Source organism: Catellatospora sp. IY07-71, from assembly GCF_018326265.1.
Taxonomy (GTDB): Bacteria; Actinomycetota; Actinomycetes; order Mycobacteriales; family Micromonosporaceae; genus Catellatospora.
Genome location: NZ_AP023360.1, coordinates 3,416,020 through 3,437,658, shown reverse-complemented (window position 1 = coordinate 3,437,658; position 21,639 = coordinate 3,416,020). Strand labels below are relative to the sequence as shown.

General features: G+C 70.6%; 20 protein-coding genes. 4 read left to right on the top strand and 16 right to left on the bottom strand.

The genetic code is table 11. From position 1 onward, the window contains the following. Positions 1 to 2 precede the first annotated feature (2 nt). Entirely contained in the window at positions 3 to 443 is a 441-nt protein-coding gene (locus CS0771_RS15735; protein WP_212841674.1) for a VOC family protein, read from the bottom strand. Positions 444 to 656: 213 nt separating this feature from the next. Between CS0771_RS15735 and CS0771_RS15730 the strand changes: the two genes are divergently transcribed. Next, entirely contained in the window at positions 657 to 848 is a 192-nt protein-coding gene (locus tag CS0771_RS15730; protein WP_212841673.1) for a hypothetical protein, read from the top strand. A 39-nt stretch (positions 849 to 887) separates the two neighbouring features. After that, positions 888 to 1,817, top strand: a complete 930-nt coding sequence (locus CS0771_RS15725; protein ID WP_212841672.1) for a WD40 repeat domain-containing protein — start codon at positions 888 to 890, stop codon at positions 1,815 to 1,817. A gap of 46 nt (positions 1,818 to 1,863) precedes the next feature. Here CS0771_RS15725 and CS0771_RS15720 read toward each other — a convergent pair whose 3' ends face one another. The 5 genes from CS0771_RS15720 to CS0771_RS39435 all read right to left on the bottom strand — a co-directional run bounded on the left by CS0771_RS15720 (position 1,864) and on the right by CS0771_RS39435 (position 8,488). Continuing rightward, positions 1,864 to 2,205 (bottom strand): VOC family protein, encoded by a 342-nt coding sequence (locus CS0771_RS15720; protein ID WP_212841671.1) that lies wholly within the window; start codon positions 2,203 to 2,205, stop codon positions 1,864 to 1,866. A gap of 26 nt (positions 2,206 to 2,231) precedes the next feature. Then, positions 2,232 to 3,359: an aromatic ring-hydroxylating dioxygenase subunit alpha gene (locus CS0771_RS15715; RefSeq protein ID WP_212841670.1), complete on the bottom strand. Its 1,128-nt coding sequence runs from the start codon at positions 3,357 to 3,359 to the stop codon at positions 2,232 to 2,234. Next, positions 3,356 to 4,948 (bottom strand): NAD(P)/FAD-dependent oxidoreductase, encoded by a 1,593-nt coding sequence (locus tag CS0771_RS15710; RefSeq protein WP_212841669.1) that lies wholly within the window; start codon positions 4,946 to 4,948, stop codon positions 3,356 to 3,358. Before CS0771_RS15710 ends, CS0771_RS15715 begins: the two co-directional genes overlap by 4 nt. Before the next feature lie 204 nt (positions 4,949 to 5,152). Beyond that, a complete protein-coding gene (gene tnpB, locus CS0771_RS15705) occupies positions 5,153 to 6,535 on the bottom strand; it encodes an IS607 family element RNA-guided endonuclease TnpB (RefSeq protein ID WP_212841668.1) in 1,383 nt (460 codons plus the stop codon). 639 nt (positions 6,536 to 7,174) lie between these two features. Continuing rightward, a complete protein-coding gene (locus CS0771_RS39435) occupies positions 7,175 to 8,488 on the bottom strand; it encodes a fibronectin type III domain-containing protein (protein ID WP_212841667.1) in 1,314 nt (437 codons plus the stop codon). Positions 8,489 to 8,755: 267 nt separating this feature from the next. On the opposite strand from CS0771_RS39435, the gene CS0771_RS15695 reads away from it, so the two are divergent. Then, positions 8,756 to 9,967: a sodium:proton antiporter gene (locus CS0771_RS15695; protein ID WP_212841666.1), complete on the top strand. Its 1,212-nt coding sequence runs from the start codon at positions 8,756 to 8,758 to the stop codon at positions 9,965 to 9,967. 6 nt (positions 9,968 to 9,973) lie between these two features. Here the strand turns inward: CS0771_RS15695 and CS0771_RS15690 are convergent, their stop codons facing one another. Together CS0771_RS15690 and CS0771_RS15685 are read right to left on the bottom strand one after the other, a co-directional pair. Beyond that, positions 9,974 to 10,549 (bottom strand): TetR/AcrR family transcriptional regulator, encoded by a 576-nt coding sequence (locus tag CS0771_RS15690; protein ID WP_212841665.1) that lies wholly within the window; start codon positions 10,547 to 10,549, stop codon positions 9,974 to 9,976. Between the two features lie 147 nt (positions 10,550 to 10,696). After that, on the bottom strand, positions 10,697 to 12,358 hold the full coding sequence (locus tag CS0771_RS15685) for an MFS transporter (RefSeq protein WP_212841664.1): 1,662 nt from the start codon (positions 12,356 to 12,358) through the stop codon (positions 10,697 to 10,699). A 167-nt stretch (positions 12,359 to 12,525) separates the two neighbouring features. On the opposite strand from CS0771_RS15685, the gene CS0771_RS15680 reads away from it, so the two are divergent. Continuing rightward, positions 12,526 to 13,125 carry a TetR/AcrR family transcriptional regulator gene (locus tag CS0771_RS15680; protein WP_212841663.1) on the top strand — a complete coding sequence of 200 codons (600 nt, stop codon included), beginning with the start codon at positions 12,526 to 12,528 and terminating at the stop codon, positions 13,123 to 13,125. A gap of 42 nt (positions 13,126 to 13,167) precedes the next feature. On the opposite strand, the gene CS0771_RS15675 is transcribed toward CS0771_RS15680, so the two are convergent. The 8 genes from CS0771_RS15675 to CS0771_RS15640 form a co-directional block, all read right to left on the bottom strand. Continuing rightward, a complete protein-coding gene (locus tag CS0771_RS15675; protein ID WP_212841662.1) occupies positions 13,168 to 13,800 on the bottom strand; it encodes a hypothetical protein in 633 nt (210 codons plus the stop codon). A gap of 221 nt (positions 13,801 to 14,021) precedes the next feature. Beyond that, positions 14,022 to 15,187 (bottom strand): IS3 family transposase gene (locus tag CS0771_RS15670; protein ID WP_212841661.1). Its coding sequence is split into 2 segments (ribosomal slippage): positions 14,022 to 14,900 and positions 14,903 to 15,187, totalling 1,164 coding nucleotides; the frame shifts between segments, so codons are not numbered across the junction. A gap of 670 nt (positions 15,188 to 15,857) precedes the next feature. Further along, a complete protein-coding gene (locus tag CS0771_RS15665) occupies positions 15,858 to 16,100 on the bottom strand; it encodes a hypothetical protein (RefSeq protein WP_212841660.1) in 243 nt (80 codons plus the stop codon). 71 nt (positions 16,101 to 16,171) lie between these two features. Further along, the gene (locus CS0771_RS15660; RefSeq protein WP_212839295.1) at positions 16,172 to 17,569 is read right to left on the bottom strand and encodes an IS4 family transposase; all 1,398 of its coding nucleotides are present in this window, start codon (positions 17,567 to 17,569) and stop codon (positions 16,172 to 16,174) included. 179 nt (positions 17,570 to 17,748) lie between these two features. After that, positions 17,749 to 18,387, bottom strand: a complete 639-nt coding sequence (locus CS0771_RS15655; RefSeq protein ID WP_212841659.1) for a GPP34 family phosphoprotein — start codon at positions 18,385 to 18,387, stop codon at positions 17,749 to 17,751. Between the two features lie 75 nt (positions 18,388 to 18,462). Then, on the bottom strand, positions 18,463 to 19,464 hold the full coding sequence (locus tag CS0771_RS15650; RefSeq protein WP_212841658.1) for an acetamidase/formamidase family protein: 1,002 nt from the start codon (positions 19,462 to 19,464) through the stop codon (positions 18,463 to 18,465). A gap of 3 nt (positions 19,465 to 19,467) precedes the next feature. Then, on the bottom strand, positions 19,468 to 20,913 hold the full coding sequence (locus CS0771_RS15645; protein ID WP_371821584.1) for an APC family permease: 1,446 nt from the start codon (positions 20,911 to 20,913) through the stop codon (positions 19,468 to 19,470). Positions 20,914 to 21,045: 132 nt separating this feature from the next. Continuing rightward, positions 21,046 to 21,462, bottom strand: coding sequence for a helix-turn-helix transcriptional regulator (locus tag CS0771_RS15640; protein WP_212841656.1), 417 nt, complete (start codon positions 21,460 to 21,462; stop codon positions 21,046 to 21,048). Positions 21,463 to 21,639 lie beyond the last annotated feature (177 nt).

Here is a 21,639-nt window from a genome sequence, read left to right as displayed (position 1 = left end):
GCTCAGCTCAGCTCCTGGGCCAGCGCGACGATGATCCCGCCCGGCCCGCGCAGGTAGCAGAGCAGGAAGCTGTCCTCGTAGCGCACCACTTCGCCGACGAGTTCAGCACCGTGGGCGCGCAGCCTGGTGAGGGTCTCCTCGATGTCGTCGACGGCGAACATGACCCGGTGCAGGCCCAGCGTGTTCGGCGGGGTGACCTCCGGCTCGGCGGCGATCGCCTTCGGGTGGTGGTACGTCACCAATTCGAGCCGGCCCGGCCCGCCGGGGATCCGCATCATCGCGACCTCGCTGCGCACGTCGTCGAGCCCGACGACCCGGCCCGCCCAGCTTCCCTCGATCGGCGTCCTGCCTTCCAGCTCCAGGCCGAGCTCGGTGAAGAAGGCGACGGCCACGTCGAGGTCGTCGACGACGACGCCGACGTTGTCCAACCGCTTGATCGTCATGTCCCGAGGATATGGGCCGGGTCCGACGCCACCGGCTCGCCCAGCGGCATCTCGGCGTGGGCAGGAGCGTGCTCGGCGTCGGTCGGCCCCCGCCGGAGGCCTCCTTCCCTGACCGGCCACCTCCGCTTCAGGGAGCCCTCCAGCCGACGCTTCAGGGAGCATGCAGCAGCTCCATGCTCCCTGGACGGCTCCAGGTATGCGAGACTTCCCCGCATGTGGCACCCGACTCCGGCGTCCCGTGAGCAAGCCGATCGCCTGACCCTGATCAGCGAGTGGGGCCGCTTCAACCTCGACCGGCCGGTGCTGGTCCATGCCGGCGAGACCGTCTGGGTGGAGGGCAACCACCTGATGGTGAAGCGTGCCGACGGAGAGGTGACGGCCCACCCCGGCTTCACCTGCCGCTGAACCACCGCTGTATACGGCCTGACGGCGGAACGGGAGCCGATGTTCGAGGAGCGGGTGCTGCCGCATCCGGGGACGGCATGGGTGCTGCGCACGTTCCGCGGACCGGGCGGCGGAACACGCCTGCTGACGGGCGGCTCCGACGTGGTCCGCGCCTGGGACCCGGCCACCGGCGAGCAGGTCACGGTCTTCGACGCCGACTGGCCCGGCACCCACGACTTCATCGTCTGCCACCCCCGCGGCCGCACTCCCGTGCTGGCGGTCTCCACCGAGTACGGCGTGTGGTGGCACGACGCCCTCACGGGCGAGGAGCTCGGCAGAGACGAGTCGGTCGACGACACCGTCGCGGGCATGTCCGTGGCGCGCATGCGCGACGGCACCCTGACCCTGTTCGGCGCCGGGTTCCTCGGGCCGTTCACGGTCCACCGGTGGGACGCGGCCACCCGGCAGCCGCTGCCGGACCTCGGCAGCCACGACGATCACATCGTCGCCGTGTCGGCGATCGAGGTGCCCGGCCGCGACCCGATCGTCCTGGCGACCGGCTGGTCGAAGGTCATCTACCGCTGGGATCCCGCGACGGGCAGCCAGATCGGCCCTCCGCTGGCCGGTCACGAGAGCATCGTGCACTGGATGCGGGCGGTCACCCTCGCCGACGGCCGGACCCTGCTCGCGACCGGTGACTCGGCAGGCGAGGTGCGGCGCTGGGATCCGCTGACCGGCGAGCCGGTGGGCACACCGATCCAGGCCCACCCGGGTTCTGCCACGGTGCTCCCGCTGCGGGTCGGGGACCACGCGCACCTGCTCACCTCAGGCGATGACGAGGTGGTACGCCGCTGGGACGCGCTCACCGGCGAGCTGCTGGACGAGCCCGCGGCCGGGTTCGGTCCCGTGCTGTTGAGCATCGGCGGAGAGCAGGCGATCGCCACCGGCGGGCGCGGCGGTGTGCGGATCGCCCGGCTGCGGCTGACCTGACTCGCGATACGCAGGCGAGCAAGCGCCTGCCGGGGCGCTGCGGGCGTTAGACCGGCCCGCCGCCGAAGCCGATCTCGTTGCCGTCCGGGTCGTGGAAGATCGCCTTGCGTACGCCGTTGCCGTAGGTCTCGACCTCATCGGGCTGCAGTCCACGGGCGGCGATCTGCGCGAGCCGGTCGTCGTAGTCCCCGAGGAACATCGTGTGCATGGCGTTGCCCGCCCGCTCCGGCCGCACGTCGATGTACAGGTAGCGGTGCTCGCCCAGCTCCCACACCGCCTCGGTGTCGTTGGGCAGGAACGACGGCGGCCCGCCGAGCAGCCGCCCGTACCAGGCCACCGCCGTCGCGTAGTCACTCACCGGGACTCCCGCGAACAGATCCACGTCCATCAGACCCATGCTGCCACGCGCGGCGGTCAGGGCCGACCGAACACCGCCGCCGGATCCCGGTACGCCCGCGCCAGTAGCGTCACCCAGTCGTAGATCGCGTTCTCGTTCGGCGCGAGCGGCCCCGGCGTGAAGTGCGGCGACGACAGCCCCCGCTGCACCGACTCGCACGCCGCCCAGTCCTGCCGGTTGGTCACGTCCCAGAAGTCGACCGCGTACGACGGGTCGGTGACCGCCTCGTCGAACAGCCACACGCACTCGACCAGCGTCCGGTCCACGGCCAGCGGCGTCATCCGGTGCGCCATGACGTAGTCCGGGTGCAGCGACAGCAGCACGTTCGGGAACAGCCCGAGATACCGCACGGTCCGCGGGTCGGCCCCGTCCAGCATCACCCCGTGCGAGCTGCCGTCCAGCGACATCGTCTGGGCGTGCTCGCGCAGCTCCATGGACCCGCCGAGCCAGTGGCCGGGCTCGTGCCAGTTGTCGCCGGAGTTCGGCGGGGTGACCGCGCACAGCTCCGGGTGGATCAGCGGGCAGTGGTAGCACTCGTGGTAGTTCTCGGCGATGACCTTCCAGTTCGCGGCGACCTCGTAGCGGTGCACGGCCTTGACCGCGAGCTTCTCCGGCGCGTAGGGCGCCACGAGCCGGTCGAGCGTGCCCAGGTGCTCCTCGAACGGCAGCGCCGTGCCGGTCGCGTTGACGAACACCCACCCGTGCCAGTCCACCGCGGGCAGCTCCACCAGCCCGAACCGCTTCGCCTCGAACTCCTCGCCCATCCGCGGCGCGGTCCGCAGCGTCCCGTCGAGGTCGTAGGCCCAGCCGTGGTACGGGCACACCAGCGCCCGCCGCTCGCACGTGCCGCCGCCGGGCAGCAGCTCGTGGCCCCGGTGCCGGCAGGCGTTGGCGAACGCCCGTACCCCCTCGTCGGTCAGCGTCACCACGACCGAGACGTCACCGACCGTCAGCGCATGCTGGTTGCCCTCGGCGGCCAGCTGCGCACGCCGCCCGAGGCAGGTCCAGGACCCGGCGAACAGGTGCCGCCGCTCCCAGGCGAAGACCGCAGGGTCGGTGTAGGCGGCGACCGGCAGCATCCGGGAGTACCCGAACGGGCGCAGGGCGGCGTCCAGGCCGTCGGCCGGGAGCGGCGCGGCGGTCATCGCCGCCCCCGGCGGGTGTCGCGCACGACCTGGCGCACCACGTTGCGGCCCGGGATCCCGGTGACCCCGCCACCCCCGTGTGTGGCGGACCCTGCCTGGTAGAGGCCCTTGATGGGGGTACGCAGGTCGGCGTACCCGGCCGCGGGGCGGCAGTGGAACATCTGCCCCGGGGTCAGCTCGCCGTGGAAGATGTTGCCGCCGACGAGGCCGTACTCGGTCTCCATCTCGTGCGGACCGATGACCTGCCGCCCGATGACCGAGGCGGCGAACCCGGGCGCGACCTGCTCCATCCGCGCCACGAGCCGGTCGGCGTACGCCGCCAGCCCCGCCGGGTCGGGTTGCTTGGCCCAGGTGTGCGGCACCCACTGGGTGAACATGCTGACCACGTGCTTGCCCTCGGGCGCCAGGGTCGGGTCGAGCACCGACGGGATGCACACGTCGGCGAACGGCAGCGTCGCGGCCCGCCCGGCGGCGGCCTCCTGGAACGCGGTCTCCACGTCGTCGAGCGACTCCGACAGCACGATCGTGCCGCCGTACACGTCCGGGTCGAAGTCCGGGTGGCCGCTGAACACCGGCAGCCGATCCACCGCGAAGTTGACCTTCACGGTGCCGGAGCGGGTCTGCCACGACTCGATGTCGGCCACGAAGTCCCCGGGCAGCTCGTCGCGGTCCATGAGCCGCAGGAACGAGATCTTCGGGTGCGCGGTGGTGATGACGACCGGGGCGGTGAGCTGCTCGCCGGACTCCAGCGTGACGCCGGTGACGCGCCCGTCGCGGGTGTCGATGCGCGCCACGGCGGCCTGCGTGCGGATCTCGGCGCCGAAGGAGCGGGCCGAGGCGGCCAGGGCCGCGGTGACGCCGCCCATGCCGCCGCGCGGGAACCCCCAGGCGGCGGACTGCCCGCCGGTCTGGTCGAGGTGGTGGTGCAGGGTGACGAACGCGGTGCCGGCGCTGCGCGGGCCGCCCCAGGTGCCGATGACGCCGGACACCGACAGCAGGCCCCGCATCGCGTCGGACTCGAAGCGCTCCTCGACCAGGTCGGCGACGCTGGCGGTGAACAGCCGGGTCAGGTCGAACGCGGCCCGCACGTCGACCTTGCGCAGCGTCTTGAGCAGCCCGGCCTGGGCGAGCAGGTCGCCGGGGTGCTTGGAGCCGAGCTTGGGCGGGATGGCGTCCAGTAGCGGGCCGACCTTGGCGCCGAGGCCGCCCAGCCAGGACTCCCAGCGCTCGTACGCTTCCGCGTCGGCCTTCGAGAACTTGGCGATCTCGTCGTGGCGCCGCCCGGGGTCGGCGGCCAGGAAGAGGTGGCGGCCGTCGCGCCGGGGCGCGAAGTAGGGGCCCTGCGGGTAGACGTGGTAGCCGTGCTCGGCCAGGCGCAGGTCGGCGACCATGTCGGGCGGGAGCAGGCTGACCACGTATGACAGCGAGGTCACCAGGAAGTCGGGCCCGAACGGGCGCTCGGACACGGCGGCGCCGCCCACGGTGTGCCGTCGTTCCAGCACCACCACCCGGCGCCCGGCGCGCGCCAGGTAGGCAGCCGCGACGAGCCCGTTGTGCCCGCCACCGATGATGATCACGTCATGCGTCACGCCACGAGTCTGACTGACTGACCACTCAGTTGGGAAGACCCATGTTCACCAGGCGGCATTCGTCACCGTAAGTAGCTCAGGGCTCCGGACAGCTTCGACACCCACTCGTAGGGAACGGCGTGCCCGACTGCTCCTCGAACCAGTCCATCTGCCGATCGGCGAACCACGCGAACAGCGCGAACGGCCGTTGCAATTGAGTGATCTCTAGTGAGTACTCGTGTTGCAGTCGGCCGTTGCCAGCCGACGGTCCCCGTCTAACCCACCGGGCTGGTGGTGCGGGGTGGTCGTTTCACAGCCACCTGCCACCACGAGGGTGGTCTCACGGTTGGCTCCACGGCCGTTTAACGTCTGCCGGCCACTCCGGTCGACGTACTGCTGCAGGTTGATCGCCGCGTTCAGATCGCGGTCCAGGCACAGGCCGCAGTGCTCGCAGGTGTAGGTCCGTACCTGCAGCGGCAGCTTGGGTTTCACCACGCCGCAGGATGAACAGGTTCTTGAGGAGGCGAACCAGCGGTCGGCCACGACCAGGCGGCCGCCGTTCCAGGTGGTCTTATATTCCAAGTGCCGGCGCAGGGTGGCCCACCCGGCGTCGGCGATGTGCCGGGCCAGACGCCGATTGCGAATCATCCCGGCGACGTTGAGGTCCTCGACCACGATCGTGCCATAGGTGGCGGCCAGGCTGGTGGTGAGTTTGTGCAGGCCGTCGGCGCGCAGGTTCGCCACCCGCGCGTGTGCGCGGGCCAGGCGGGTCTTGGCCTGCCGCCAGCGGCGCGACGGTTGCTGGCCGGTGCGCCGGTCCGAGCCCTGGCGCCGGGACAGGGTCCGGGCTGCGGTACGCAGCCGCGCTTGTGCCTGGTTCAGGTGGCGGGGGTTGGGCAGGATCTGCCCAGTCGACAGCACCGCCAGGCTGGCGACACCAAGGTCGACTCCGACGGTGGCCTGAGGGCGGGCGGGGGCGCGGACGGTGCGGGTGACCTCGACGGTGAACGACACGTGCCAGCGCCCGCCGGTGTGGCGGACGGTGGCCGACAGGATCCGAGCCGTGCCCCCGTGCAGACGGCGGGCCAGTTTCCGGGTCGACTCATGGGTGCGGATGCGGCCCAGCCTGGGCAGGGTCACATGATGGCGGGTGTCCTCCACGCGGATGGTGCCGGTGGTGAACCGCACCGACGGCGTCACCCGCCGCCGCGACCGGAACCTCGGAAACCCCACCCTGGGCCCGGCACGACGGCCCGACCGCGACGCCGACCAGTTGCCCAACGCCCGCGCCAAACCGTCGAGGCCGGTGTTGAACGCCTCCTTCGAACACTGCCCCCACCACGGCGCGACCTGGGGCTTGGCGGTGTTCCAGGCGCGGCGCAGCGCGGGCAGGTTCCAGCCCAGCACCGGGGTCAGCTGCTCACCGTCCAGGCCGTAGGTGCGTTCGGCGGCGCGCTGGCCGAGGTTGGCACGCACCGCGGCCAGAGCCCAGTTGAACGCGAACCGCCCGGCACCGGCATGCCGGTGCAGGTCACGGTCCTGGGCCGGGGTCGGGTCCAGGGCGAAACGATACGCCTGCACCACCACACCACCAGCCACACCAGACACACGAGCAGACTAGCCATCGGCTACGACAATCCCACCAACCGCCCGCACCCACCCAGCAAGCCGACACACCAGCGCATACTCAAGCGCGCCAAAGCTCGCTCAACCGCCAACAGTTGGCTACGCCCACGAACACTGCGATATCCGGGCGGAAATAGTCCAGAGCATGACTGGTCTCGATGCCCACGATCGGGTTGCCCGCGCCGATTCACGACGGCGATCTTCCAGTCGACCCGGTCGCCGCTGAATTCACCCGCCCGGTAGACGGTGCCGGAGGGGTGGACCATCTCTCGGCTTCCCGAAAGGTGGCCCATCACGGCGTTGAACTCGGCGTCGAGCGCTGTGATCATGACCGCTGTCCTGCTGCGACCAGGCATCATTCCTCGCACGGGGCATAGTGGCGATTTCGGAGGCCATCGGGCGGTGCGTCGGCATGCTACGGTCGCCCGCCCCACGGGGACCAATTCACGAAATCACCTCAGGAAGGCTCGAAGGTGGCCGCGCCGCCGGGCGGCGAACCATCCAGAGCAGGTCAGGGGCCCGAAGCGACGAGCGCGCGCCCGCATACACGGACGCGCGCTCGGGTCGGCATCTACCTCAGCTCCCGGGGAGCCACAGGCTCGGTGCTCGGTGACGGCTGGTCTACAGCCCGTCGCCGGGGTCGCCGGGCTCCGGGTCGGGCGACGACTCCGCCGGGGACGGCGACGGCGGGTCGCTCGGCGACGGCGACGGCTCGGCCGTGGACGGCTCCGGGGACGGCGACGGCGACGGCTCGACCGGCGACGGCGAGGCCGGCGGCGCCGACGGCGGCGTGGTGGGCGGCGACGCCGTGGTCACCGTGACCAGGTTGCTCGCGGGCGAGGAGAGCCCCGCCCCGTTGTACGCGACGACCCAGAACGTGTACTTGGTCCCGGGGGTGAGCTTGCCGACGGTGACGCTGGTCGAGGTGGTCCAGCCGAGCTGCACCCCGCTGCGCACGATCCGGTAGTAGGAGATCCCGCCCGAGCCGCCGTCGGCCGGCGGCGACCAGGACAGCCACACGTTGTGCGCGTCCGAGGCGACGGCGGCCAGGTTCCGCGGCGCGGTCGGCGGCTGCGGCGGGCGCGGCGTCGCCCCTGCCGTCGGGGCGGCAGGCGTCCAGGTGGGCACCGGCGTCGGCTCGCCCGTCTTCAAGGGCAGCGGTGCCGCGCTGGCCGTCGGCGGCGCGGTCGGCAGGGTGACCGGACCGCTCTCGCCGGTGGCCACCCCGGACGACAGCCCCGGCGAGGGCACGCCGTCCTGCAGCGACATCGGCAGCTCCCCGATGCCGCCCTTGTTGAGCAGCACCACCATCACGGCGACCGTGGCCAGCACGGCGACCGACACCGCGACCAGCACCCGCCGGTCGGGACCCGACCTGGCCCGGCGCGACCCGGGGCCGGAGCGGCGCGGGGCGTCCGGGTCCGGCGCGGGCACCTGCTCGGCCGGTGCGCGCACCGGCGTCTCCGGCCAGGAGTGCGCCGCGGCAGGCGCGGCGGGCGGCGCGTCCGCGGGCTCGGCGGCCTGCGCCGCGGCGGCGGCAGCGGCGGCCGCGGCCGCCGTCACGGCTGCGGGATAGTCCGGCACCGCGTCGACGGCGGCTCGCGCGGCCAGCCACGACGACGTCGCCCGCTCCAGCCGGATCTTCTCCTGCTGAGGGCTGCTGAAAGCCACCACGGTGGGCAGCACGACCTGCTCCCAGGCCGTCTCCGGCAGCGCGGCGCCCCGCCGGATCGCGTCCCAGATCGCGGTGAACTCCTGCCGCCCGACCTCCATCGCGTCGACGCGACTGTCGTGCTCGGCGGCGTCGAACAGGTCCAGCAGCCGCCCGTGCACCTGCGCGGCGTCACGCCCGCCGGTGATGTCGGACAGCAGCCGCCCCAGCTCGGTGATCAGAACGCGAGCATGTTCCACCTGCTCGGACTGTGGCTGCGCCACTACTGCCTCCCCTGAAGTCGTGCCACGGCACGGTGCGTCCCGTCCGGAACTGGCGCCGAGCCGGTCAGGGGCCCTGCGGCATCAAGATAAGCGAAAGATCACCGCAGCGGTACACCGGGTCGCGAGTCCAGCTCGGGTACGCCGACCGATCGAGCGCAGCACCCCATGCCCGACCGCCCGGCCGTTAAACCAGCCACGCCGTATCTCGTGCAGAACCATCCGCGAACCAGGCGAAATCGCCCACAATAGGGGGATGTGGGGTAGCCGGTGCTCGCCGTACTGATGCTGGGCGTGGTGCTCGTCGCGTGGGCCGTCGTCTCCCGCCGGGCACAGCGCTACAGCGTCACCGTGCCCATCGCCATGGCCGCCTCCGGACTCGTCCTCACCAGCGGCGGCGACCCGCTCGTCGACATCGAGGTCACCGGGCCCGTCGTACGCCACCTCGTCGAGCTGACCCTCGCGTTCGTCCTGTTCACCGACGCCACCGACATCAGCATGCGCTGGCTCAAGGAGCAGCGCGGCGTACCCATCCGCATGCTGCTCATCGCCTTTCCCCTCACCGTGCTGCTCGGCTTCCTGGCCGGGGTGCCGCTGCTGCCCGGCGCCGGCTGGTGGGTCTGCGCCATCATCGGCGCCGTCCTGGCCGCCACCGACTCCACCCCCATCCTGCCGATGCTCCACGACGACCGGCTGCCCGCCGGCACCCGGCACACCATCACCGTGGTCAGCGGCCTCGACGACGGCCTCGCCGCACCGCTGGTCCTGCTCATGCTCGCCGGGGCGCTGGCCACCGTCGACGTGCAGAGCGTCCTCATCGAGCTGCTCATCGCCCTCATCGCGGGCGTCGTCGTCGGCGTCGGCGGCGCCAAGCTCATCACCATGGCCCGCCACCTGCGCTGGAGCACCGTCGAGGCCGAGCGCGTCGGCGTGCTCGCCCTCGCCATCACCGCGTTCTCGGCGGCCGAGGTGCTGCACGGCAACGGCTTCGTCGCCGCGTTCGTCGCCGGCGTCGCCACCCGGGCCACCGCCCCCGGCATGCCGCGCAGCTCGCTGCAGACCGTCGAGGACTTCTCGACCGTGCTGTCGGCGGCGGTGTGGTTCGTGTTCGGCTCGCTGATCGTGCCCGCGTTCATGGACGGCCTGGAGTGGCGGGTCTTCGTGTACGCGTTCCTCAGCCTCACCCTGATCCGCATGCTCCCGGTCGCGCTGTCGCTGCTCGGCACGCACCTGCCGTGGCGCGAGCGCTGGGCGCTGGGCTTCTGGGGCCCGCGCGGCCTGGACAGCATGGTGCTGGGCATCATCGCCCTGGAGCAGCTGAGCGGCCTGGACGCCGACTGGGTCGCCGACGTCGTCGTGGTCGTCATCAGCCTCAGCATCCTGGTCCACGGCCTGTCCGCCCGCTACTTCGCCCGCTGGTGGCTGCACGATCCGCGTACGAGGCAGCACCCGCCCCGGCAACCGGCGGCCGACGCGAGCTGAGGCCGGTCAGGGGCGAGCGCGCACGATCTCCAGCGCGACCGCGAGCGCCGCCTCACGCGACGCCTGCTCGTCCTCGTCATCGCCGGGAAGCAGCACCGGCCCTTCCAGCGCCACCAGAGCCGCCTGCGCCCGCACCCGGCCCACGAGGTCTCCGTCCGGCCCGGCCAGGGCCAGCAGCAGCCGCCGGTGTGCCTGCCGCATGTCGGCCACCACGGGCAGACCGCTGATCTCGGCGTAGTTCTGCCGGATCAGCCGGAGCAGGTCCGCGCCCCACCGGCCGCGCTGCCGCGCGAGCTCGCGGACCAGCCACTCGCAGGTGGCCGGGCTCGCGGGCCGGTGCGCGGCGTCGTCGAGCAGATCGCCGAGGTCGTCGACGTACTCGCGCAGGATCGCGGCCAGCAGGTCGTCCTTGCTGCGGTAGTGGAAGTACAGCGCCGCCTTGGTCACGCCGAGCCGGTCGGCGATCTCGCGCAGCGAGCTGTTGGCGTATCCGCGCTCGGCGAACATCCGCAGCGCGACGGCCAGCGCGCGAGCACGGGTGTCCCCGCGTCGCCCGCCACCACCGGCGTCAGGCTGCGCCATGCTCGTCTCCTTCCTCGAGGGGTGTCGGCACGCGTCTGCGGCGACCGGGCCGGGAGTCTTCATTCCTCCAGCCTGGTTGCGCCCACGGCCGTAAGTTCAGGGCCGCCGCGGACGTCCGCGGCGGCCCTGAGCGTCAGGCGTGCGCCGTCACGAGCGCGCCGTGACCGGGCGGTTGTCTCCGGCGCCGTCGGGCTGGAGTTCGACCTGGTCGAAGGCGGGAGCGCCGTCGATCGCGTCGGCGGCCACGGCGGCGGTGCGGGCGGCGTCGGGCAGGTCGATGCTGGAGCGCAGGGTCACCGGCTTGAGCAGCAGCGCCGCGATCACGCCGACCACGGCGATGCCCGCGGACACGATGAAGATGTGCCCGGTGGCGTCGCCGTACGCGGCGGTGACGATGTGCCGGATCGGCTCGGGCAGCGCGGCGATGTTGAGGCTGCCGCCCCCGGCCGAGCCGCCGCCGGTGGGGATGCCGGCCGCGGCCAGGTCGTGGGTGATCTGGTCGGTGACCCGGTTGGCGAGGATCGCGCCGAGCACCGAGACGCCGATGGTGCCGCCCAGCGAGCGGAAGAACGCGACGGAGGAGCTGGCCGCGCCCATGTCCTTGAGCGCGACCGAGTTCTGCACGGCCAGGACGAGGTTCTGCATGCTCATGCCGACGCCCGCGCCGACGGCGAACATGCCGAGCCCGACGAACCACAGCGGGGTGAGGTGGTCGATGGTGCCGAGCATGGCGAAGCCGCCGACCAGGACGATCGCGCCGGTCACGATGTAGGGCTTGACCCTCCCGCTGCGGGTGATCATCCGCCCGGAGACGATGGACGAGGTCAGCACGCCGGCCATCATCGGGATGGTGAGCAGGCCGGACTCGGTCGGGGTGTAGCCGCGGCCGATCTGGAAGTACTGGCCCAGGAAGACGGCGCCGCCGAACATGGCCATGCCGACGGCGAGACTGGCCAGGATGGCCAGGGCGGTGCCGCGCCTGGTGACGATGTGCAGCGGCACGACCGGCTCGGCGGCCCGCGACTCGACGAGGGTGGCCAGCGCCAGCAGCAGCACCGAGCCGCCGGCCATGGCGGCGGTCTGCCAGGACAGCCAGGCGAACGAGTGGTCCACGAACGAGATCCAGATCAGCAGCAGGCTGACCCCGGAGCTGATCAGTGTGATGCCCAGATAGTCGATCTTCACGTCGTCGCGCCTGACGGTGGGCAGGTGCAGGGTGAACTGCAGGACCAGCATCGCGATCACGGCGATCGGGACGCCGATGAAGAAGCACCACCGCCAGCCCAGCCAGGACGTGTCGGCGATCAGGCCGCCCAGCAGCGGGCCGCCGACGGTGGCCAGCGCCATCACCGCGCCCAGGTACCCGTTGTAGCGGCCGCGCTCGCGCGGCGGGATCATCGCCGCGATCGCCACCTGCACCAGCGCCTGCAGGCCGCCGACGCCCAGGCCCTGGAAGGCGCGGGCCGCGATGAGCTGGCCGGCGTCCTGGGCGAAGCCGCTGACCACCGAGCCGACCACGAAGATGCCGATGGCGACCTGGATGAGCAGCTTCTTGTTGAACAGGTCGGCGAGCTTGCCCCACACCGGCGTCGCTGCCGTGGCGGTGAGCAGGGTCGCGGTCACGACCCAGGTGTACTGGGTCTGGGTGCCCTCGAGCGCGCCGATGATCTTCGGCAGGGCGATCGACACGACGGTGCCGGACAGCATCGCCACGAACAGCACGAGCAGCAGGCCGCTGAGGGCTTCGATCGTCTGCCGGGTGGTCTTCGGTGCCGCGGCGGACGCGTCGACGGCTTGTGGTGCGCTCATGCGCACGCCTCCAAGGTGGTTCCGGGGGTTGGGCTGCGGGCCCCGCGCGCGGTCGGCAAGGCGGTGCCGGTGCGCGCACGGGGCCTGCACGCCCCAGCGTTCATAATGGTTTCCCATTGCGCAAGTTTTCCCAATGGGAAGCACGCTCCGACCGCTAATCTGTGGTCGTGACCACACCCACGGGGCTGCGCGAACGCAAGAAGGAGGCCACCCGCCTCGCCCTGCACCACGCCGCCTTGCGCCTGGCCGCCGAGCACGGACTCGACCACGTCACCGTCGAGGCCATCGCCGACGCCGCCGAGGTCTCCCGGCGCACCTTCTCCAACCACTTCTCCAGCAAGGAGGAGGCCATCGCCTACGGCGACACCGTCCGCCTGCGCCGCCTCGTCCAGCTCCTGCACGAGCAGGACCCCCGCACCGCGCCGTGGGACGCGCTCACCGCCGCCGCCCGGCAGCTCACCGCCGAGACCTTCGCCGACACCGACCCAGGCTGGCTCGCCCAGCGCCGCGAGCTGCGCCGCCACCCGTCCCTGGCCGCCCAGCAGATCGCCGCGTACACCGCCATCGAACGTGAACTCGCCGATCAGATCGCCCAGCGCCTCACTGGCCGCGACCTGCCACTGCGCTCACGCCTGCTCGCCGCCACGTTCATGACCAGCCTCCGCGTGGCCATCCAGCACTGGATCGACCACCCCGGCCGGCCGCTGCTCGCCCTCGTCGACACGGCCTTGGTCACAGCGGCACCAGCAGACCCTGAGCGACGATAGCCAGCAGACAGCGCGCTGCTCGCCGGTCGTGCACGTCTGTCTTCATGGCACCAGCAGCTGGCAGCGCTCATGCTGCTGTCTGGCAGACTTCTCAAACAGACCGAGCAGGTGATCGACGGCGCCGTCTCCCGCCGGGGATACGGATGTAGTTGCCAGTGAAGCCGGCGAGTGAGGTCGGATGACCTCGACGCACTCTGCGAAGGCTCGATCGCCGGTCACGAAGACGTCGTAGTCAATTAAGTAAGTGGCAATCTGGTTGTCTACCGGCGTTCCGGGGGTCACTTTGCGCAACGCCTGCACTTCCGACATCGCCCAACGGAGCCACTCACGAGGCAGCCTCTCCATTAGGCACTCTCGAGTCCAGAAGGCAATCCAGCCGGGGTGTTCAGCGCGGACTCGGTTGAGGTCAACCCACGGCTCCAACCAGTCAAGCGCGGTTTGACTCTGGCGCTGGATCAACGCCTGCCGCCAATGCACTTCACCGAATCCACGCCACGCGTCAAACGGCTCGCCATCCCAACCGTCAACCTCGTGCGTATACCAGGCGCGGGCGGTTTCCAACCGAAGTGCTTGCATCGTGTGTCCCAGTTCGCGCGCGGTGCTGCGCGCGACCTTTGACTCGCCACGAGCCCGATCGAGCGCGCCATTATCGACCTTCGATACAATCTTTGCCATTGAATCGGTCTCGCGCCGTACACGTCGCCAAAAGCCGCTGAGCCAGTCGCTCCTGTTCTGATGCCAATCTCGTGTATCGGGTCGCGCCACAAGCCACTCGGGGTGGAGGCGCGTGATCTCCCCACGCAGGTCCTCGGCCTCGACGAATGCCTCCGGCATTGGCCGTAGCCATGCGTCACGGGTTAGGGCGGGTCTGCTGCACCGATAGGTGACAGGTGTAGTCACGCGGCCTGACTGGCCTGTGGGGTCATGATGGTCTCGAACTCGACAGGGGTCAACTTGCCCAGCGGGCGCTGCCGGCGGCGCCGGTGGTAGGTGCGTTCGATCCAGGTCACGATCGCGGTACGCAGCTGCTCGCGGGTGGTCCAGGACCGGCGGTCCAGGACGTTGTTCTGCAGCAGGCCGAAGAACGACTCCATGGCCGCGTTGTCACCGGCCGCGCCGACCCTGCCCATCGAGCCGAGCATGCGGTGCCGGTGCAGCGCGCCGACGAACTTCCTTGATCGAAATTGGCTGCCGCGGTCGGTGTGCACCACGCATCCGGCGACGCCGTTGCGGCGGGCGGTGGCGTTGTGCAGCGCGTTCACGGCCAGGCGGGACTTCATGCGCGAGTCGATGGAGTAGCCGACGATCCGGTTGGACCAGGCGTCCTTGATCGCGCACAGGTAGAGCTTGCCCTCGCCGGTGCGGTGTTCGGTTATGTCGGCAAGCCACAGCCGGTTCGGGCCGGGCGCGGTGAAGTCGCGCCGGACCAGGTCGTCGTGCACCGGTGGGCCGACCTTGCGTCCCTTGCCGCGCCGCTTGCGGGCGAAGGCGCTGAACCAGCCGTGGCCGGAGCAGATCTTCCACGCGGTGCGGTCGGCCATCGGCTGCCCGGCCGCTGCGGCCTCGTCGGCCAGGAACCGGTAGCCGAACTCGGGGTCGTCGCGGTGGGCGTCGTGCAGGGCGTTGGCTCGCCACGCCTGGGTGTGCTCGGCGTCGGTGACTGGTCGGGCGAGCCACCGGTAGTAGTGCTGGCGGGTGATCTTCAGGACCCGGCACGTCACCGCGACGGGGATGCCGTCGGCGGCCAGATCGGTCACGAGCGGGTAGATCCTTTTCCCGGCAGGTGCGCCTGCGACAGGTAGGCCGCGGCCCGGCGCAGGACCTCGTTCTCCTGCTCCAACAACTTGATCCGCTTGCGCGCCTCGCGGAGCTCCGCGGACTCGGTGCTGCTCACTCCTGGTCGGATCCCGGCGTCGACGTCGGCGGCGCGCATCCACTTGAACAGCGTCATCGGGTGGACGCCGAAGTCATTGGCGATCCGCTCGACCGTCACGCCGGCATCACGGTTCTGGGCGATCCGCACGACGTCGTCACGGAACTCTCGGGGGTAGGGCTTGGGCACAGCGACATCCTTCCAGCTCACCCGCAGGGCAAGCCATCTCAGATGTCACCTATCGGTGCAGCAGACCCGGCCTTCGCTAGCCGCCGTCTCGTCTCGCGGTCGGACATCCGTAGGCACTCGTAGACGACGGCGGGACATGCGACCACGTCAACGCCAGCAGTCTTGGCTGCCCTGCGGACCGCTTCAACGGCGTCCGCGTCCACGATGTATCGCCAGATGTTCGTGTCTGGGAGGACTGACACCCGGCTTGCAGTGGCATCCCGGCCACACGCTCTGTCGGAGCCGCCTCCGCATCGGCAGTTCAGGACGTCATCGTGCCGTGGGCCAACCGGACGAGGCTGAAGTTTTGTCACGGATGGTAGCCGCATTCCCCGGCTAGCCACTGCAGGTGCTGTGGCCGGACCGGACCCATGATCAAAGCCCTAACGGTCGACAAGGGGCCGGACCTCATTTCCTGGTTGGGCGACAACCCACTGTTGTAGCCATTCGTAAATCCCATAACGACCGAGCATGACGTTGCGGTTCTGCATGTTGTCCGACGTGACGATGCGTAGCCAACGAACTGTTGAGAGGCCTCGTCCGCCGGCAGAGGTGAGGCACGGGATCACTCGTTCGGGCGCCGCCGCCCGGCGATCTGTCGCCGCGTCCGGGGACTGGCTTGTCCCGTGCCTTAGAAGCTGACGCGGATACCCATGTCGGTGCCGTAAAAGTGGTCAGTTGGCTCCTGCGTGAAGCCGGTGAAGCCACCCGCCTTCAGGGACTCGTACAGGCTTCGGACGTCGTCGCTGCTCAGGACGAGGCCCGTCAGCGCGCCCTTGGTTACCAGCTCGCGGAGCTGCTCGGCCGTCGCGTCGTCGTGCAAGGGCGCGCCCGGCTGCTCCAGGGAGATCTCCCGCCCGCCGAACCGCGTCATCGTCGAGTAGATCGCTATCTCGTGTCAGAACCTGCGGTCTGACCAGAGGTTCTGACACCAACGCCGTTGACTTAAGGATTTGAGCGGGCTGTCAAGCCTTCTTCGAAGATGGTGACGGTGGCGTGGAAGGTGTAGGTCTGGGTCTGCTGCGGGTGTTTGCCGGCGTTGGGGCCGTATTTGCTGGTCGGGTTCTTGCGGCTGCGGGCTTTGGCGCGTTGGCGTCGTCGGGCGGGTAGCAGGTTGTCCTGCACGGCCTGTCCGATGGCGCCGACCAGTACGGCGTGGCCGGGTGGTGGTATGACGGCTTCGGCGGTGACGACCTGGTCGCGTGCGGTTTCGAGGGCGACGGTGAAGCTGGCCCGGTGGTAGTCGACGTCTGGCAGGGCGTCGACCGCGTCGACGGTGATCCGGATGATCGTCTGGTAGACGGTCAGCAGGGCCCAGAGTTCCTGGTCGATGTCGGCGGGGTGGTGGGAGCGCAGGACCCGCTCGTCCAGGATCGTGGACTTGATCGACAGGTAGGTCGTCTCGACCTGCCAGCGCTGGTGGTAGAGCTGCACGAGGTCGGCCGCGGGGTAGCGGGTGTGGTCGAGCAGGCTGGTGATCAGCCGCCACTGCTCCGTGCGCACGACGCCGTCGGCGTGGGTGATCTCGACCCAGGTCTCGATGACGCGGACCTTCAGCCGGCCGTGGCCGAGAACGGACAGGTAGGAGCCGTCGGATAGCCGGGTCAGGATCAGCGGGACGCGGCCGGCACCGGAGCGGCACAGATACTGCACGCGGGTGGCCGCGATGTCGGCCAGTAGCTTCCAGCTGTCGTAGTAGGCGTCGGCCAGCAGCAGCATCCCGGCGTCGAGTTTGTCCAGCAGCCGGCGGGCGTAGACATGCTCACCGGCGCTTTCGGGCCCGAACGCCGCCCCGAGCAGGGCGCGGGTGCCGCACTCGACCAGCACGACCAGCCGCAGGTACGGGTAGCTGAACGTCATCGCCGGACCCTGGCGTTTGGGGTAGCGCGTCCTGGTGCCGGGCCGGTCGGGCACGTGCAGGGTGGTGGCGTCCACGGCGACGGTGCGAAACCCGCGCCAGAACGCCGGCCCCGTCGTGGGCCAGGCCACCGGGCCGCAGACCGCCTCGAACAGCGCGCGCAGCGGTTTGGGGCCGACGCGGCGGCGGGCGCGGGTCAGCGCCGACGCGCTCGGGCAGGCCACCGCGAGCCCGCGCAGACCGGCGACCAGTTTCGCCCACACCTGCCGGTAGGCGCACGGCTCGAACAGCGCCAGCGCCAGCACGAAGAAGATCAGCACCCGGGTCGGCAACAGCCTGACCCGCCGCTGCGTGGTGCCGGTCTCGGCTGCCACGGCATCGACCAGGTCGAAGTCGAGAACCTGGGTCAGCTCGCCCAGATGGCCCGGCGCGAACGCCCCGGCCGCTACCGTGATCGTGCGCGTGATGGCAGACTGCTGCTGCAACGGGACTCCTCGGGTCAATTCTTGGTCGAACTGATATTGAGGAGTCCCGTTCCATATCGCCAGCCGAGACGGCCTTGACGCGGCGATCAAATCCTTAAGTCAACGGCGTTGGTTCTGACACGAGATAGCGATCTTCGCCCGGCGGGCGGGGCCGGGTGGCCGACCGGCAGGCCGAGGGCTCAGGCGTGGGACTGGAGGGCGACCGCGGCGACCGCGGTGTCCAGGGACTTGGCCAGGTCGCGGTGGTCCGGTGGGAGGGCGCGTTGGAGCTGGGTCAGGCGGTCGCGGACCTGCGCGGCAGACAGGGACGGGGCGACGATGTCGATGCCCACGCCGCTGGCCAGGGCGGCGAGCAGGGTCGAGTGGGGGTCGAAGTCCGTGGGCCGGCTGAGCAGGAAGCCGAGCCGGACCGCGGGGCGGGTGGCCGCCATCGCGTCGGCGGCGGGGTAGCGGACCTGCGTACGCCCGGTGAAGGTGCGCGAGGTCTCGCGCCGGATCAGGCCCCGTCCGGCCATGCGGTAGGCGACCAGCTCGGTGACGTCGGGGCGCAGGTGGGCGATCCAGTGGTGCAGCGCGTGGCCCGCGCCGACCCGTTGCAGCTGGGCGACGACCTGGTCGTTGACCGGGTCGCCGGTCTGTCGCGCGGTCCACCCGGCCAGCTTGCCGTCGGTCACCGCGAGCGTGCCCGCCAGCAGCAGCTCCCCCAGCGCGGCGGCGGCCAGGCCACAGCCGAGCATGTCGCCGCTGATCCGCACCTTGCCGCTGTACTCGTCGTGCGCCATGTGGAACAGCTCATCGGCCAGCGCGAGCTCTGCCATCGATTCCCCCCAATGGACCCCGGAAACGCGATGTGGCCGGGGCCATCGCCCCGGCCACATCACTGTGAAAATCCCTCAGCGGTACGCCGCGCCGGCCGCCCGCAGCCGCGCGTGCACGCCGTCGTACCCGCTCGCGCGCAGGTACGACTTCGCCACCTTGGCGACCATCGTGTAGTTGGTGTCGCAGACGTTGCCGACCGGGGCCTCACCGGCCTGGCTGACCAGCTGCAGCGCGTCCAGCAGGTCCAGGCCGGTCAGCTCGGACACCCAGGTGACCAGGTCGTGCTGACTGATCCGGTACGCGTCCTCCAGCGGCCGGGCCGAGCCGGTGGCCATCAGGTGCGTGTCGGACTCCAGCCGCGGCCACGGCGTGGACACGCCCTTGATCAGGTCGACGACGAGCACGGTGTCCATGGCCGCCTCCACGGCGACGCCGGACACCTCGCCGTGGCCCTGCCGGGCGTGGCCGTCGCCGACGGCGAACAGCGCCCCCTCGACGTTGACGCCGAAGTACGCGGTGACGCCCGCGCGCAGCTCGGGGGTGTCCATGTTGCCGCCGTGCGCGTCGGGGGTGATCGTCATCCGGGCCTCGAACGCGCCCGGCGCGACGCCGACCGTGCCGTGCATCGGGTCCAGCGGCAGGTCCACCACGAACTCGCAGTTGCGGGCCGAGTAGCGGGCGGTGCCCGCGGCCAGGTCGAGGTCGTACACCCAGACCCGCTCCTCCAGCGGCGGCTGCAGCGTCGCGGTGTGCGACGTCGACGTCAGCGCCCCGAAGTGCGGGAAGGTGCTGGACACGGCCCAGTCGCGGGCCGGGGTGATGGACACGAAGTGCAGGGCCAGGGTGTCGCCCGGCTCCGCCCCCGCCACGTAGAAGGGGCCGGTGACCGGGTTGAGGTACGGGAACCGGCACACCTGCGAGGGCAGGTCGCCGAAGCCGCGCACCACGCCGCCGAAGCAGTCCTCGGTGCGGATCTTCAGCACGTCCCCGGGCCGGACCTTCGCGACCGGCGGGTTGCCGCCGAACGTGTAGGCCAGCTGCTCCGGCGTCGGGTCGAACTCGATGAACTCCCCCACCGGTTACTCGCCACCCATGCCCGACAGCTTCGGGCGGCGGCCGATGGCGTAGAGCACGCCGAGCACGACCAGGCCGAGGCCGACCCAGATCAGGCCGGTGATCTGCGAGTGCAGCTGCATGTGCACCAGCACCGCGATCAGCAGGCCGGCGCCGACCAGCGGCACGACCAGGTGCAGCAGCCAGTTGCGGCTGCCGTTGCGGACGACGTAGTGCCAGATCACGGCGGCGTGCAGCATCAGCCAGGCGACCATGGCGCCGAAGTTCACCATGGTGGCGATCAGGGTGATGGTGTCCTTCTCCTGCTCCAGCAGGTAGTACAGCGCGGTGCCGGAGATGGCCAGGGAGATCACGGCGGTGAACAGCACGGCGTTGACCGGCGAGGCGTGGCGGCTGGACACCTTGGCCAGGAAGCCGGGCAGCTGCTTGTCGCGGGCCATGGCGAACAGCAGGCGCGACAGCGCGGTCTGGGCCACCATCGAGTCGGGCAGGCCCCACGCGATGGCGGTGGCGACCAGGCACAGCGTGGCCAGCCACGGCGCGCCCGCGGCAGCCTCGGCGGCGGCGTAGAACGCGTTGCCGACCTCGCCCGGGTCCTCGCTGGCGATCAGCGCGGCGCCGTCGGCGACGAACAGCGACGCGACCCAGGTCTGGGCGATGAAGATGAGACCGGCCAGCAGCAGCACGACCGACATGGCCCGGCCGACCTGGCGGGCGCCGCCCTTGCTCTCCTCGGCCAGCATCGAGATGCCGTCGAAGCCGAGGAAGCTCAGCGCCGCCACCGACACCGCGCCCAGCACCAGGCCGAAGCTGAAGTTGTCGGAGCTGAAGAACGCGGTGGTCCAGTCGCCGTTGCCGCGCCCCTCGGCCAGGCCGATGACGCCCATCACGAGGAAGATGCCGAGCACGGCCAGCTCGGCCGCGATCATGATGTTGATGGCGACGGCGGTGAGCCGGATGCCGAAGTAGTTGATGACGGCGTTGATGACGACGAAGCCGACCAGCCAGATCCCCGCGTGCACGCCGGGCACCGCGCCGTTGATGGTCACCGACGCGACCAGGTACAGCAGGCCGGGCACCAGGAAGTAGTCGAGCATGATGGCCCAGCCGGCGACGAAGCCGACCGCCGGGTGGATGCCGCGCCCGGCGTAGTTGTACACCGAGCCGGCGATCGGGAACGCCCGCACCATCTGCGCGTACGACGAAGCGGTGAACAGCATGACGACCAGGCCCGCCACGTACGCGAGCGCCACCATGCCCGAGGACGCCTGGTACACCGAGCCGAAGATCGCGAACGGGGCGATCGGCACCATGTAGATCAGGCCGTAGAACAGCAGATCGGTGAAGCTCAGCGAACGGCGCAGCTGCGGGGTGTACCCGAACTTGCTGAGATCGGGATCGCCGGCCGGCGTGGCCGCCTCCCCCGTGGCCGCCGCGTCAGGCGTTAGCACGGACATTGCCGATCCTCCAGAAGTCGTCCAATGTTCAACCGAGAGTGGCGTGACGCACACGCCCGCGCTCCCATTGGCGACTACTAATGCCTTCCCGAAAAGGAGTCCTGCCCGGACAGATGCAGGCGACGGCTAGTTGTCCGCACTGTCCAATGCAGCCAAAGCCTCCCGGACGAATGGATGAGTCGCCGACAGATTCGTGTCGGCGAGCACCATCGACAGCAGCCGCCGCGCGTCGGCCACGGAGCCGCCGTCGTCGTCGCGCCGCCGGCGCCGGCGGCCGTCACTGGCCTGCTGCTCGGCGCGCACCGCGGGCCACAGCACGGCCAGCGCGCCGCCCGTCTGCAGCACCTCGTCGCAGCGGCGGGCCAGGTCCTCGGTGGGCCAGCGCTCGCCGGACTCCACCTTGGCGATGGTCGCCTCGCTGTGCGGCATGCGCTGCGCCAGCCTGCCCTGCGAATATCCGCGCATACTGCGCCACCAGCGCAGCTGGTTCGCGAAGTCACGTGCCGCGGCCGCCTGCTCGCGGCCGATAGATAGCTCCGTCAAGACCCGCCTCCGAGGGGCCGTGTGTCCACAAAGGACGTACGTTATACCGCGCCCCCCATGCGGCGGAAACCGCAGACAGTAAACAGCAACCCGATGCACGAGTCCATGCATGTATTCATGTAATCGCATTCATGTTGTGCCATAACTGGTCTGACCACTTGACCACCTGACCAAGCA